This is a genomic window from Variovorax xiamenensis (assembly GCF_050916385.1).
GTDB lineage: Bacteria > Pseudomonadota > Gammaproteobacteria > Burkholderiales > Burkholderiaceae_C > Variovorax.
Genome location: NZ_CP139038.1, coordinates 6352037 through 6366231 on the forward strand (window position 1 = coordinate 6352037; position 14195 = coordinate 6366231).

General features: G+C 66.2%; 11 protein-coding genes. 8 read left to right on the top strand and 3 right to left on the bottom strand.

Features of this window, described 5'->3' with window-relative positions; all coding sequences use genetic code 11:
• The first annotated feature begins 1 nt into the window (after nucleotide 1).
• The 8 genes from SFB74_RS29160 (at nucleotide 2) to SFB74_RS29195 (ending at nucleotide 11509) form a co-directional block, all read left to right on the top strand.
• Nucleotides 2–451 (top strand): hypothetical protein, encoded by a 450-nt coding sequence (locus tag SFB74_RS29160; protein ID WP_432727893.1) that lies wholly within the window; start codon nucleotides 2–4, stop codon nucleotides 449–451.
• Nucleotides 448–1524, top strand: coding sequence for an alpha/beta fold hydrolase (locus SFB74_RS29165; protein WP_432727894.1), 1077 nt, complete (start codon nucleotides 448–450; stop codon nucleotides 1522–1524). The genes SFB74_RS29160 and SFB74_RS29165 overlap by 4 nt, the downstream gene beginning before the upstream one ends.
• Nucleotides 1521–2129: a GNAT family N-acetyltransferase gene (locus SFB74_RS29170; RefSeq protein ID WP_432727895.1), complete on the top strand. Its 609-nt coding sequence runs from the start codon at nucleotides 1521–1523 to the stop codon at nucleotides 2127–2129. The genes SFB74_RS29165 and SFB74_RS29170 overlap by 4 nt, the downstream gene beginning before the upstream one ends.
• A gap of 171 nt (nucleotides 2130–2300) precedes the next feature.
• Nucleotides 2301–4568 (top strand): hypothetical protein, encoded by a 2268-nt coding sequence (locus tag SFB74_RS29175; protein ID WP_432727896.1) that lies wholly within the window; start codon nucleotides 2301–2303, stop codon nucleotides 4566–4568.
• Nucleotides 4565–6793, top strand: coding sequence for a hypothetical protein (locus tag SFB74_RS29180; RefSeq protein WP_432727897.1), 2229 nt, complete (start codon nucleotides 4565–4567; stop codon nucleotides 6791–6793). The genes SFB74_RS29175 and SFB74_RS29180 overlap by 4 nt, the downstream gene beginning before the upstream one ends.
• A 143-nt stretch (nucleotides 6794–6936) precedes the next feature.
• Nucleotides 6937–9150, top strand: a complete 2214-nt coding sequence (locus tag SFB74_RS29185) for a hypothetical protein (protein WP_432727898.1) — start codon at nucleotides 6937–6939, stop codon at nucleotides 9148–9150.
• 55 nt (nucleotides 9151–9205) lie between these two features.
• Nucleotides 9206–10840, top strand: coding sequence for a peptide chain release factor 3 (locus tag SFB74_RS29190; protein WP_432727899.1), 1635 nt, complete (start codon nucleotides 9206–9208; stop codon nucleotides 10838–10840).
• A gap of 9 nt (nucleotides 10841–10849) precedes the next feature.
• Nucleotides 10850–11509: an SIMPL domain-containing protein gene (locus SFB74_RS29195; RefSeq protein ID WP_432727900.1), complete on the top strand. Its 660-nt coding sequence runs from the start codon at nucleotides 10850–10852 to the stop codon at nucleotides 11507–11509.
• A gap of 6 nt (nucleotides 11510–11515) precedes the next feature.
• Here the strand turns inward: SFB74_RS29195 and SFB74_RS29200 are convergent, their stop codons facing one another.
• The 3 genes from SFB74_RS29200 to SFB74_RS29210 are packed head-to-tail and all read right to left on the bottom strand — an operon-like array spanning nucleotide 11516 to nucleotide 14168.
• Nucleotides 11516–12319 carry an ABC transporter permease gene (locus SFB74_RS29200; protein WP_432727901.1) on the bottom strand — a complete coding sequence of 268 codons (804 nt, stop codon included), beginning with the start codon at nucleotides 12317–12319 and terminating at the stop codon, nucleotides 11516–11518.
• A gap of 5 nt (nucleotides 12320–12324) precedes the next feature.
• Nucleotides 12325–13176, bottom strand: a complete 852-nt coding sequence (locus SFB74_RS29205) for an ABC transporter permease (protein WP_432727902.1) — start codon at nucleotides 13174–13176, stop codon at nucleotides 12325–12327.
• A complete protein-coding gene (locus tag SFB74_RS29210; protein WP_432727903.1) occupies nucleotides 13173–14168 on the bottom strand; it encodes an ABC transporter ATP-binding protein in 996 nt (331 codons plus the stop codon). Before SFB74_RS29210 ends, SFB74_RS29205 begins: the two co-directional genes overlap by 4 nt.
• Between the last annotated feature and the right edge of the window lie 27 nt (nucleotides 14169–14195).

Consider the following 14195-nt stretch of genomic DNA (forward strand, 5'->3'; position numbering starts at 1 on the left):
CATGACGAACAAGTTCTCCCCCCTCGACCCGATGGCCATGTGGCGCGAGCTCACGGCCCAGTGGGAAAAGAGCACCAACGAATTCGCCAACGAGACCATGGCCTCGGACCCGTTCCGCCAGGGCATGCACGGCGGCATGAACGCCTCGCTCACCGCGCAGAAGGCGCTGGGCGACCTGATGGCGCGCTACCTCGCGATGCTGAACCTGCCCACGCGCGCCGACCTGCAGGTGCTCGGCGAGCAGTTGCAGCGCATCGACGACCATCTGGCGCGCATCGCCCGTGCGGTGGAAGGCGGGCCTGCATCCAACACCTCGGCCGCTGCGGCTGCGGGACCGCGCCGCACCCGCCAGCCACCTGCGGCCGCCCCTGTGCCGACGGCGTCGAAAGCGCCGAAAACGCCGCCGGCACCAGCCCGTACGCGCAAGCCCGCCGGAAAGCGCCCGTCATGACCGCCGCGGCAGACGACACCTTCGCCCTGCCCGACATCGCCGCCGAGATCGAGCGCGCGATCCAGCGCAACATCAAGGGCCTGGACTTCCTCACCTCGACCGCGCCCTCCGTCGGCCAGACGCCCAAGGACGAGATCCACCGCCGGGGCACGCTGAGCCTGTACCACTACACGCCGATGGTCGACGAGATCTACCGCGTGCCGTTGCTGATCGTGATGGCGACCACCAACCGCGGCTACATCCTCGACCTCGCGCCGGGCCAGAGCATGGTCGAGCACCTGCTGCTGCGCGGCTACGACGTCTACATGATGGACTGGAACGCGCCGCGCCCGCAGGAGAAGTACCTGCGCATCGAGGACTACGTGCTCGACTTCATCCCCGACTCGATCCGGCGCGTGCAGGAGCGCTCGGGCGAGGAAGACATCACGCTCGTGGGCTACTGCATGGGCGGCGTGCTCTCCACGCTGTATGCCGCGCTACACCCCGACGGGCCGATGAAGAACCTCGCGCTCTTCACCACGCCCATCGACTTCAGCCGCATGAAGCTGTTCCACGCGTGGTCGGACCGCCGCTACTTCGACGTCGACCGGCTCGTCGACACCGTGGGCAACGTGCCGCCCGAGATGCTCTTCACTTCCTTCGACATGCTGCGCCCCGCAGGCCGGAGCGCCGGCATGGTGCAGCTGTGGGACAACATGGACAACGACGAATTCGTCAAGTCGTACCGCATGTTCGACCGCTGGGGCAACGAGATGCTGCCGCTGGCCGGCGAGTACTTCCGCCAGACCGTCAAGGAACTCATGTGGGGCAACAAGCTGCTCAAGGGCGAGCTGGTGCTCGGCGGGCGCAAGGTGCAGCTGAAGAACATCAAGGTGCCGGTGCTGCACGCGCTCGCGCAGCACGACCACATCGTTCCATACGAGGCCGGGCAACCGCTCGTCGCCGGCATAGGCTCCACCGACAAGGAAGAGGTGGTGCTCAAGGGCGGCCACGTCAGCCTCGCCGCCGGCCCGAACGCCGTGCGCAGGCTGTGGCCCAGACTCGACGAATGGCTTGGAGTGCGATCGACATGAGCATCACCACCGTGACCGACTCCTTCTCGCGGACCTACCCGCGCACCGTGACCAGCAGCGAGGGCAGCATCGTCCTGCGCCTCATGGGCGCGGAAGACGCCGAAGCCGTGCTCGCCTTCGCGCAGGCATTGCCGGCGCACGACCTGCTCTTCCTGCCGCGCGACATCACCCAACCCAAGGTGATGAACGCCTGGGTTCGCGCCATCGAGCGCGGCGACATCGACAGCGTGCTCGCCGTGCGCGACGAGACGGTGCTCGGCTGCGCGGCGGTGATCCGCGATCCGCATTCGTGGTCCAGCCACGTCGCCGAGCTGCGCGTGCTCGCCGCGCCCGAGCTGCGAGGCAGCGGCCTGGGCCACAAGCTCGCGCGCGAGGCCTGCGCGCTGGCCATCGAGCGCGGGGCGGAAAAGCTCGTCGCCCGCATGACCGTCGACCAGCGCGGCGCCATCGCCGTCTTCCAGGCCCTGGGCTTCAAGCCCGAGGCGCTGCTGGGCAGGCACGTGAAGGACCGCCAGGGGCTGACGCACGACCTGGTGGTGCTGAGCCACGACGTGGCGCGGTTCGAGGCGCAGATGCGGGCGTATGGGATGACCGAGGCGGTCTAGGACAGATGAGACGAGTCGACGCTCAACCGGCTTTCAGGCAACTTTTTCGCAGGTTTTTGTTATACAAAGTATCCAAAATCAACAATCGTAGATACGATCCCGGCAAGAGTGCTCGGAGGGAGCACAAGGCCGATGCCACCGCATCAAAGAGCCGATCCGGAGAAACAAGCAATGAAAAGAGCATTCGCCGCGCTCGCAGGCACGGTCGCGTTGTGCCTGGGCCTGGCCTCGTGTGGAGGCGGAAGCGGCGGAGCAGCAGCAGGAGCGGCATCGCCGGGAACCGGCACTTCTGCCCAAGGCGCAGGCAAGAGTGACGAGGCAGTCGCATACAGCCTGCAGGCTGCCGGCAAGCAAGACGGCGGCGAAGCGATCCTGGCGCAAGTCGTGGATGCAGACCGGGACCAGACCCGGCCGGCCGGCCTGACCCGCAATCCTGCCGGCGACGACAGCCGCAACGGGGTCTACACGGTCTACGCAGCCAACGGGACGGAACAGGTGCTGTCGATCAACTTCGATACCGGCACGTACGCGATGACCGACGCGTCCTTGCAGGTGACGGCCGGAACCTTGAGCCGCGATTCCGTGGAAGCCGATGTCGGCATCTTCAACAGTCCGCGAATCACCACACAGGTCAACACGGCACGCTTCCAGACAACGGACGGAGTCATTCTGGGCGGCTTCCCGTTCAGGCAAGGCGATTCGGCCTCGCCCACGTACGCGGTGCAGCCTTTCCTGGCGTTCCGCTCCTTCGTGGACGATCCGAAGCAATTCGACGGCATCTACAACGTCGTCGGTGTCGCGGTCGGGCCGACCAAAGGCTATTCCAGCTCGCAAATCCAGCAGATCAGCATCGAAGGCAACGGTGCACGATTGAAGTTCTGCATGAACGATCTCGTCTTCTCCAGCGGCGGATGCGCCGGTGCCGGGGTGGAGAACTACACGATCAGCAAGGACGCCTCCGGCGCATGGCTCGCCGCGAACGTTGGCTTCCCGGGCAACAAGTTCAGATTCCGGATGGCGCGCATCGGGGGCCAGAACGTATTCCTGGCTGCAAATCCGTTCTCGACTCCCGGCTACCCACCCGAGAACTACCAGCGGCTGAGCATCGGCTTTTCTGACATTCCGAGCACACAGGAAACACTCAAGGCGCGGGTATACGCATCGGATGGCAGCTACGGCATCGCCGTGACCGATGCCCCCATGTACAGCACCAACACCCGCCGGCCAGACACGACGACCAGCGGATTCGCCTACGACGCGAAAGTCGTGGCGGGCACGCAGGGTGTGCAGCAGATCAACGGCGCGGGAAACGCCAGGTTCTTCGCCATCCGGAACACGAAACTGGTCGCGCTGGTGGGCACCCCCGCCAACCTGGACACGCGGGGCTACCTGCAGATCGGACTGATCGACGGCCCCGTCAGCCGGGGACCGAACAGCGGCACCTATTCGGTCTTTGCAGCACTCGGCTCGCGGCACACCCTGAGCATCGACCTCGCGGCAAAGAGCTACGGCACGGCGGACGAGGCCGGCGTGTCGACGAGCGGCACACTCGCCGAGGATCCCGCCGAGCCGGGCACCTACATCGTCAGCAACGTCCGCATCGGCGCCGCCGTCAATACGGCGCGGGTCCGCCTTGCGAAAAATACGGTGGTAGGTGCATTTCCCTTCCCGACCAGGCCACTCGGGGACCTGTTCCAGGTCCAACCCTTCATCGGCTCGAGCGCGCTTGCAACCGCGCAATCCGCAATCGATGGCACCTACAACCAGTTCACGCTGACCTCGGACAACTACTCGGCAAACAAGCGAGTGGCGCGGCAGGTCAGGATCGCCAACAACGGCACGAGCCTGCAGATATGCGACGACGACGCGAGCTGGCAGGCGCGCTACACCATCGACAACTGCCCGGCCGAGCTGAAAACGGTCTTTGCGATATCGCCCGGTGCCGCAAGCGGCAACTGGACGGCCGAGATTCCGGGCGTGCCGCCGAGTTCGCCCAACTTCGCACGGAAGTACGGCTTCAGCATCATGGAAATGGCTGGTCAGAAGGTCTACGTGGGTGCGCAGTACGACTCGTGGGCCAACAAGACCTTCAGCATCGGCCTGGAAGACAGCGACGCATGGCCAGCCGTCGTGGCCCGAGGTGCGTCCACGCGGCGCGTGGCCGGCTATCCCTCCAACAGTTCCTGGAACAGCGTGGGGCTGGACTCCTCGTGGCTCGACCGCACGGTGACACACGCCGACGGCACCCAGGGCACCGAGCGCCTTGCGCTCGCGCCTGCCGACCTGACCACGCCCCAGGGCCTGCGCGGCATCGGCCTTGAACCAGGCATCGGCCCACGCTACATCGTCATGCAGAGCAAGGGGCTCGCAGTCATGTCGAACGGTTCGGGCTTCGGTATCGATTTCGGAATTTTCTTGATTGAGGGAGCGGATCAATGAGCATGAAGCCCGAACACATCAACGCGTGGACGCGTGGTGCATTTCTCGCGTTGGTATTGGGCCTCGCAGGATGCGGTGGCGGTGGCGGTGGCGGTGGCGGTGGCGGTGGCGGAAGCGCAGGTGGAAGCGCTGGTGCGGGAGGCGTATCCACGGCGATGAAGGGCGACGCCGGCGCAGAGGTGGCCTCCGGCGCCCTCCAGGCGCCAGGCATCGAGGACGACTCCGGATTGACTGCGCAGCAGGCAACGAGCGCTGCACTCGATCCATCCTCCGCCATGCCGCGCCTGAATGCAGGCGACCCGCGCAACGGCGTGTACTACGTCTATTCCGCCGACGGCAGCAACGGAACCAGGCAGAAGCTCGGGATCAACTTCGATACGAAGAGCTATTCGCTGGTCGACAGCAAGGGAAGTGCCACGTCCGGCACCTTCAGCGAAGACCCGGCGGAACCGGGCACCTATGTCTTTGCAAGCAGTCGCATCACCAGCGCGGTGAACACGGCGCGCTTTCGCATCACGACCGATGCGATCGTCGGGGCGTTTCCGTTCGAGAAGCCATGGTCGGATCCGGTCACCTACCAGGTCGCACCCTTCATCGCGGCGCGGGCCTTCGTCACCGACCCCTCCCAGCTGGACGGCGAATACAACCGCCTGGGCATAAGCCTGAACAAGAACGGTACGGCGGACTCCCAGATCCTGGCGATGAGTATCTCGAAAGAGGGCACGCAGCTTGAGTTGTGCCTGGACAATGTCATCTACTACGTGGAGGCGTGCCAGTCGCTACGCACTTTCGCGCTCACGCCCGCTGCCGATTACGCGTGGACCGGCATCAACATCGCCGCGCCAAGTGACGTACTGCAGTTCCGGATGGCTCGGATCGACGGACAGAATGTAGTTCTATTCGGAGGCAGCAGCGCCACGGCGCCTGACATACGCCCGTTCCGCATCGCGCTGCGCGACACAACCACCTGGCCCACTGCGCGTTATGTCGGCAGCTCTTCCGATGGCCGATGGGGAACAAACCTCATCGGTCCGGCCAGCACCACACGCACCAGTTTCGACTCGACGGGCGCCTCCGCCAGCCTCACGCTACCAGTGAGCGACGCGGCTTCCAACGGCGCGCAGGGCATCCACCCGATCAACAGCACCGGCACGGACAGATATTTCGCGACGCAGAATGGCGTACTTTCTGTGATCGTCGGCGCCCGCAATCCCGGCACACAGGGCTACATCCAGATCGGCTTGTTCAAGGACAACGGAGGAGTCGACCCTCGCAGCGGTAGCTACAGAGCCTTCTCGGTCCAACGCAAAGACGTCAAGCTGACTCTCGACTTCGATGCAGGCACTTATCAGATGGATGAGTCCTTTTCGAATGCCAGCGCCGGCACGTTCAGCCCCGACCCTGCAGATCCTGGCTCCTATGTCTTTTCCAGTCCGCGCATTGGAACAGTGTTGAACACGGCACGGTTCCGTATCACTGAAGACGCCATCGTTGGCGCCTTTCCTTTCTACGCAGGAGCCCTCGCCACACCCAGGTATCAGGTACAGCCCTTCATCGCGGTACGCAGCTTGGTCACAAGCCCCTCCGACTTGCCTGGCAGCTATGACTTGATGGTGGCGGGGATGCCGACTGCCGTCGCGCCGCCGTACTTCTCGTCCAGCATGGCGCGCCTCGTCATCGCAGCAGACGGCCATCGGGCGCAAGTCTGCAAGCTCGCCCCGGTCACGACCTGCGTCGACGAGGCCACTCCGGGCGCTTACGTCGTGGCGGCGTCGTCAACCTCCTGGTATCTGTTTTCTGGAGGCGGCGTCATGCTTACCCCCTTCCACATAGCAAACGTGGGGACTCGCAAGGTCTTGGTGGCGTCTGACTTTGAGTTCTACGGAAGCGACGACAAGCTCGGCTCCTACCTCATGCTCGGCATACGTCAGCCTGCCACGAGTTCGAGCACATGGCTCGGCAACAGCGTCCACAGCTATTCGGGCGCTGGCGAACTGGGGTCGTTGCTGACCAGTCCCACAAGCTATGGCGGGACTTACAGGAAAGCAGATGGAACGACAGGGCCGTTCGCGCTGACGCTTGGACCGGTCACGAACAATGAGCGGGTCAAGATCGGTACCGACACGGCCGGAACACCGTACCTGGCGATCAACGATGGCCGTTTCGTTTTCGCGATGCCGTCGAACGGTGACGGGAGTCAGTTGCACATTGGCCTCGTAGATTGATGACGGGCTGCCAACAGTCAATGCAGCCGGACCATCCTGCAGGGGCGCCGAGGCGCTGCAGAAAGCGGCGTTCGCTGCATCGCAAGCGAGCGCAGCCTTGACTCGGGGGCCGCGGGCCCGCAATCGCGCAAGGGAGAGAAAAAATGAAATACAAGATCCGGTCCTGCCGAGCGCTTCTGTGCGCGGCATTCGCATGCATTGGCTTGCAGGGATGTGGAGGTGGCGAAAACGGCGGTGACGGCGCAAGCGCGCCGATGGCAACGAGCGTCGGCACGGTCAAGCGCGCCAACGAAGTCGAGTCGGCGAAAGAGTCCATGCGGTCCGACGAAGCGGCATACCTCGTCGAGGCCCAGCAATCGAGCGCTGCGACTTTTGATCGCCGAGCCGCCACCGCACTCTCGAACAGCCACGACCCACGCAGCGGCGTCTACTACCTCTACGCTGCCGACGGCACCAACGGCACACGCCAGAAGCTCGGCATCAATTTCGACACCCGAAGCTACACGCTGACGGACGACCGCGGCCAGGCCACCTCCGGCACCTTCAGCGAAGATCCCGCGGAGCCGGGCACCTACGTCTTCTCAAGCAGCCGCATCACGAGCGCCGCCAACACGGCACGCTTCCGTCTCGCTCCAGATGCGGTCGTCGGCGCCTTTCCTTTCGAGAAACCTTGGTCGAACCCTGCGGCCTATCAGGTGATGCCGTTCGTCGCGGCACGCGCCTTCGTCACGGACCCGGCGCAACTCGACGGCAACTACAACAGCTTCGGCATCATCCGCAAGAGCGATGGAACGTCGGACTCGCAGGCTCTCACGATGCGCATCACGGGGCACGGCACAACGCTTGAAACGTGCTTCGGCTACCAGGACCTCCACAGCCTCGATTCCTGCCCCACCATCCTGAAGCGGACGTACGCCATCACGGCCTCGCCGGATTTCACGTGGACGGGAACCAGCAGTTCGCCCGCCGACGTCCTCCAGTTCCGCATGGCCCGAATCGGCGCACAGAACATCCTGCTCTCGGGCGGGTACACCGACACAGCCCCCGACACCCGGGTCTTCCAGGTCGGCCTGCCGGACGCCCCTGTCTCCGGTAGGACCCAGACCAGATACATCGGCGCGGCAACCAATGGCAGTTGGGGAGCCAATGTCTTCGGCAACTGGGACTCGATCCGCACAGCGGTCACGCCGGAAGGAACCGTCGATGAACTCAGCCTCCCGCTGGCATCGATCGGAAGACCGCAAGGCGTCCGGCTCCTGAACTCCGCAGGCACCAAGAGGTACTACGCGATGTTCAACGGCACCCTTTCGGTCGTCATCGGGCGTCCCATCGAGAACGCCCGTGGCTACATGGAAGTCAGCCTTTACAACGACAGCTGGAACGCCCGAAACGGACACTACACGGTGTTCACGACCAACGGCACCGAGCAGACGCTGGACATCGACTTCGACAAGAAGCTCTACACGATGACGGCCCCCGGTGGCGACGCAACCACAGGCATCTTCAGCGAAGACCCGAACGACCCCGGGACCTACATCTTCGCGAACGGGCGCATCACGGCCGCATCCAACACCGCGCGCTTCAGGACCAAGATCGACGCCATCGTCGGAGGATTTCCATTCGCTCTCTTCAAGTCGAATCCCGTCGCCTACGCAGTCCAGCCCTTCATTGCCGCGCGCTCCTTCGTGACTCAAAGGAGCGAACTGGCCGGCACCTACGATGTGATCGTTACGGCGGGAGGCAGCAACAACCTCACGCATCCAGGTGCCTACTGGCAGCTCTACATCGATGCGGCGGGAACGGTCGCAAGGCAATGTCTCCCCGCGACCATAGCCTGCATCCCTGCTGCGAGCCTGGGCGACTACGCCATCTCCCCGGGCGCGTCGCCTGGCATCTGGGTGTTTACCCGGGACGAAAAGACGTCTTTCACCGGACGAGTTGCCCGCATCGATGGCCGGAACGTCATGCTGCAGGCCTCGGAGTCCTACTCACCGTACATTGCGCCAAGCTCCCCGCTTTACCCATACCCGATCTGGACACTCAACACCGGCTTTCCGCGGCCGACGGGTGTGACAAACCCCGTGTACTGGCCTGCGATGCGCATGCATATCGCCTCGACGGGGGGCACATTCGGAACCGCATCCCTCGACGCGACCCGCTACGCGACCAGCTACTCGCGGCCAGACGGCACTTCCGGCTCGCTGGCGCTCGAAATGCAGGGCATCTCAGGCAACGCGCAGGTGCGAGAAGGCACCGACAGCACCGGGACCAGATACCAGTTGGCCCAGAACGGTGTCATCGCGCTCATGCAGGCGCCATGGCCCTTCGACAACCTGCACATAGGCCTGGCCGACTGACCCGTCCGACCGCCTCGGTCCAGTCTGCGAAAATCACGGGTTCTTGGAGTTCCCCGTGTCATCGCCCTTCGTAGCCGAAACCCGCCGCCGCCGCACCTTCGCGATCATTTCCCACCCTGACGCCGGCAAGACCACGCTGACCGAAAAGCTGCTGCTTTTCTCCGGCGCGATCCAGATCGCCGGTTCGGTGAAGGCGCGCAAGGCCTCGCGCCATGCCACCTCCGACTGGATGGAAATCGAAAAGCAGCGCGGCATTTCCGTGGCCTCGTCGGTGATGCAGATGGTCTACCGCGACCACGTCATCAACCTGCTCGACACGCCCGGCCACAAGGACTTTTCCGAAGACACCTACCGCGTGCTCACCGCCGTCGACTCGGCGCTGATGGTGATCGACGCGGCCAACGGCGTGGAAGCGCAGACGCGGCGGCTGATCGAGGTCTGCCGCCAGCGCGACACGCCCATCATCACCTTCGTCAACAAGATGGACCGCGAAGTGCGCGAGCCGCTGGACATCCTCGACGAGGTGGAGCGCGAGCTGGGCATGCCCTGCGTGCCCATGACCTGGCCCGTGGGCCAGGGCAAGAGCTTCCGCGGGATCATGAACCTGCGCACGCAGGCGATGACGGTGTTCGAGTCGGGCAGCGAGCGGCTGCCGCAGGACTTCGAGACCATTCCGCTCGCCGAGCGCGACACCCTGGTCGAGCGCTTCGGCGCCGACTTCGAGACCGCCATGGAAAGCATGGAACTCGCCACCGGCGCGTCGCCCGCCTGGGACCGCGAGGCCTTCCTGGCCGGCAAGCAGACGCCCGTGTTCTTCGGCTCCGGCGTGAACAACTTCGGCGTGATGGAAGTGCTGGACGCGCTGGTCGACCTGGCGCCCTCGCCGCGCTCGCGCACCAGCACCACGCTGGTCAACCGCCAGCCGGTGGTCAAGGAGATCCAGCCCGAGGACAAGGACTTCGCGGGCGTGGTCTTCAAGGTGCAGGCCAACATGGACGCCAACCACCGCGACCGCATCGCCTTCGTGCGCATGGCCTCGGGCAAGTACACGCCGGGCATGAAGCTGAAGGTGCAGCGCACCGCCAAGGAACTGCGCCCCACCAGCGTCGTGACCTTCATGAGCCAGCGCCGCGAGGCGGTGGAAGAGGCCTACGCCGGCGACATCGTGGGCTTCACCACGCACGGCGGCGTGCAGCTGGGCGACACCATCACCGACGGCGCGAGCCTGCAATTCACCGGCCTGCCCTTCTTCGCACCCGAACTCTTCATGACCGTGATCCTGAAGAACCCGCTGCGTACCAAGCAGCTGCAGCAGGGCCTGGCCCAGCTCGGCGAGGAAGGCGCGATCCAGGTGTTCCGCCCCGAGATCGGCGGCCCGATGCTGCTGGGCGCGGTCGGCCAGCTGCAGTTCGAAGTGGTGCAGCACCGCCTGAAGGCCGAGTACGACGCCGACGTGCGGCTCGAGGGCTGCCAGTACACGGGCGCGCGCTGGATCACGGCCGACACGCCGGCCGAGCTGCGCGAGTTCGTCAACGCGTACCCGCAGCGCATGGCGAAGGACGCGGCGGACACGCTGGCATTCCTGTGCACCTCGCCGTACGACGTGCGGCTGGCGCAGGAGCGCTTTCCGAAGATCCACTTCCATCCGCTGCGCGAGCATGCGGGGCTGGCGCTGCAGAGCGCGGGGTAGGCATTCGTCATGGAAACCTACATCCAGGTGGCTGGGCTCGGTGACTTGACCGAGACGATCGTCGAGCAACGCGCAGCCTTGACGATTACCGTCAAGGCATCGAAGACCGAGGTGGCACTGGCCGAAGCGACCAAGCTGCGCAACGACGCGATCCGGACGCTGAAGGAAGCCGGCCTCACGCCTGACGAGATCACCGAAGGCGGGCGCGACGCCTGGCAGCCCTGGTATCTGAAGCGCAACGTCGGCCAGGAAGTGGCGCACCGCGTGCTGATCGCCTGCAAGGAAACGCGCCGTCTCTATCAGGCACTCGACGCGCTCGAACCGCTGTTCACGAACTCGCGCTACACCATGGGTGTCGACATGCAGCAGCCCCGCTTCGAAGCGCAGGACGACGCGGAAGCCGAGGCACGCATCGCCGCGATCCGGCATGCGCGCAGCAAGGCGCTGATTCTTGCGAAGGAAGCGGGTGTCACGCTGGGTGCGGTCGCGCAGGTCGAGGAGCTTGGTTCGCAAGCAGATAACTCGGGTGCCTACGGCGATCGCAACTGGGGGTATGCGGGTGGTGCCGTGGCACTGGCGTCCGCCGGCCCTGGGGACGACTTCGAGGAATTGGCGGGAGCCAAACGCACACGCACCCTGCGCTACCGCGTGCGCTTCCTGATCGCCTGAGGCTCTTCAGCTCCCCGTCGACGCATAGTGGCGCAGCCCGAAGCGCCACACCCAGAACGCCGCCGCCAGGAACATGAACCCCGCGAGCGGCGACACCAAGCCCACCCACGCCGGCGCACCGAGCGGATCGGCCTTCCCGAGAATCGCCAGCACCGGGTAGTACGCCACGCAGGCCAGCGGCACGATGAATGTCAGCACGCGCCGGAACCATCGCGCATAGAGCGCCAGCGGATACTGCGCCGCCTGCACGCCACCGTAGGTCAGCACGTTCGCGACCTCCAGGCTCTCGACGGTCCAGAAGGCCAGCGTGCCCTGCAGCACCAGGATGCCGAGGAACAGCGCGACGCCGCCGGCAATGGCGAACAACGCAATGGCCACGGCGTGCGGCGTCCACGCGATGTGCATCTGCTGCGTGGCAAACGCCACCATCGCCAGCCCCTGCAGCAGGCGGCCCAGGCGGCTGATGCGGAAGTCGTTGCCCATCAGCTGCAGCGCGAGCGGACGCGGGCGCAGCAGCAGCCGGTCGAAGGTGCCGGTGCGCAGGAACTCCGTGCCCAGCACGTCGAAGCCGCGGCCCAGCGCGTCGGCCAGCGCGAACATGCAGTTCACCAGCCCGTAGAAGAGCGCCACCTCGCCGATGCGCCAGCCCTGCACGTCGCCGAAGCGGTGGAACAGCGCCCACACGGCGACGACCTCGATGCCGGTGCCGAGAAACTGGCCGACCGTCGTCATCAGCGCCGAGACCGGGTAGCGCGCCTGTCCGCCGATGGAGGCGCCCACCAGCCGGAAGAAGAGCGGAAGCGATCCCATCGCGTTCACCCGCCCTGCACCTGCAGGCCGCGCATCGTGCGCCCCATGGCCAGGTGCCCCAGCGCCACGATCACCGCGATCCAGAAGGCCTGAAGCCCCAGCGCGCCGATGGCCTGCCAGCCCTGCAGCTGCCCGAAGTAGAGCCGCGCCGGAATGTCCATCAGCCCTGCCAGCGGCTGCAGCAGCAGCGCGGCCTGCCAGCCGTCGGGCAGCATCGCGAGCGGCAGCAGGTTGCCCGAGAGCACGATGACCACCGGCGTGGCCACCGCGCTGATGCCGCGTTCGTTGAGCGCGGCGGTGGCCGCCACGTTCAGCAGCATCACCATCGACGTCGAGAGCAGCAGCGCGAACACGGCCGACACCACGAAGGCGAGCCCCGCCGCCACGCCCGCTGGAAGCTGCCACGCCCACTCGCCCAGCCCGGCCAGCGGCAACACGACCATCGCGAAGGCCGCCATCAGCGCCACGCGCGGCAGCACGCGCGCGGCGATCCAGCCGGCGCTGCGCGCGAACCACAGCGCGTAGGCATCCACGGGCCGCAGCCGGTCGTAGGCGACGGCGCCGGTGCGCACGGCCTGCGCCACTTCCGGATCGCCCAGCCAGGGCAGCAGCACGAGCAGCCCCTGCGCGAGCCATGTGTAGGTGATGGCCTGGGCGAGCGACATCGACGTGCTCGCGCCCGTGGCGGCCGCATGGCCGTAGAAGGCCGCGAACACCATCACCTTGATGCCGCCCCACCAGCATTGCGTGGCGAAGCCCGCGAGCGCTGCGGTGCGGTACTGCAGCATCTGCAGGAAGCGCGATGCGAAGGCCGCGAGGTACGGGCGCGCAAGATCGCGCGGGCTCGTCGCCGTCATGACTCCGCCGCCCCGTGCATGGCGTAGAAGCGCGCGATGACGGCCTCGATCGCCAGGCCTTCGAGGCGGATGTCCTCCACCGCGTGCGCGGCGGCGATGCGCGCGATCAGCGCAGGCGCCGCGGTCTGCGCGGGGTCGAAGTCGAGCACCAGCGTCTGGCCATCGCGCGAATGCACCCTGGCGCCGGCCACCTCCACGGGCAGCTCGGCGTCCTGCGCGAAATCGACGACGAGACGGCGCTCTGCCATCACCTGCGCGCGCAGCGCCTCGACCGGGCTGTCGGCCAGCACGCGGCCGTGGCCGATGATGATCACGCGCCGGGCCAGCGCCTCGATGTCGTGCATGTCGTGCGTGGTCAGCAGCACGGTGGTGCCGCGCTCGCGGTTGGCGCGGCGCACGAAGTCGCGCACGGCGAGTTTCGAGGGTGCGTCGAGGCCGATGGTCGGCTCGTCGAGGAAGAGGATGTCGGGCTCGTGCAGCAGCGCCGCGGCGATCTCGGCGCGCATGCGCTGGCCCAGCGAGAGCTGCCGAACCGGCTGCGCGAGCACGCGCTCCAGGTTCAGCAGCGCCACCAGCTCGTCGCGCGTGCGGCGGTAGCGGGCGGGGTCCACGCGGTAGATGTCGCGCAGCAGGTCGAAGCCGTCGCCCACGGGCAGGTCCCACCACAGCTGCGTGCGCTGGCCGAAGACCACGCCGATGCGCGCCACGTGGCGCTCGCGGTCGGCGAAAGGATCGCGCCCGTCGATCTCCACGCGCCCGCCATCGGACCGCAGGATGCCCGAGAGGATCTTGATGGTGGTCGACTTGCCCGCGCCGTTCGGTCCGATGAAGCCCAGCAGTTCGCCGCGCTCCAGCGCGAACGACACGCCCGACAGCGCCTCCACCATGCGATGGCGGCGCTGCACAAGGCCGCGCAGCGCGCCCATCACGCCGGGGTCGCGTTCGGAAATGCGGTAGGTCTTGCGGAGGTCGTCGACGAGGATGTGGGGCATGGGAGGCGCCGCGCCGGCCTCGATGGC

Bases quoted from the DNA above. Each gene is read 5' to 3' on its own strand.
- SFB74_RS29160 (WP_432727893.1), top strand. From the start codon at position 2: ATGACGAACAAGTTCTCCCCCCTCGACCCGATGGCCATGTGGCGCGAG.
- SFB74_RS29165 (WP_432727894.1), top strand. From the start codon at position 448: ATGACCGCCGCGGCAGACGACACCTTCGCCCTGCCCGACATCGCCGCC.
- SFB74_RS29170 (WP_432727895.1), top strand. From the start codon at position 1,521: ATGAGCATCACCACCGTGACCGACTCCTTCTCGCGGACCTACCCGCGC.
- SFB74_RS29175 (WP_432727896.1), top strand. From the start codon at position 2,301: ATGAAAAGAGCATTCGCCGCGCTCGCAGGCACGGTCGCGTTGTGCCTG.
- SFB74_RS29180 (WP_432727897.1), top strand. From the start codon at position 4,565: ATGAGCATGAAGCCCGAACACATCAACGCGTGGACGCGTGGTGCATTT.
- SFB74_RS29185 (WP_432727898.1), top strand. From the start codon at position 6,937: ATGAAATACAAGATCCGGTCCTGCCGAGCGCTTCTGTGCGCGGCATTC.
- SFB74_RS29195 (WP_432727900.1), top strand. From the start codon at position 10,850: ATGGAAACCTACATCCAGGTGGCTGGGCTCGGTGACTTGACCGAGACG.
- SFB74_RS29200 (WP_432727901.1), bottom strand. From the start codon at position 12,319: ATGGGATCGCTTCCGCTCTTCTTCCGGCTGGTGGGCGCCTCCATCGGC.
- SFB74_RS29205 (WP_432727902.1), bottom strand. From the start codon at position 13,176: ATGACGGCGACGAGCCCGCGCGATCTTGCGCGCCCGTACCTCGCGGCC.
- SFB74_RS29210 (WP_432727903.1), bottom strand. From the start codon at position 14,168: ATGCCCCACATCCTCGTCGACGACCTCCGCAAGACCTACCGCATTTCC.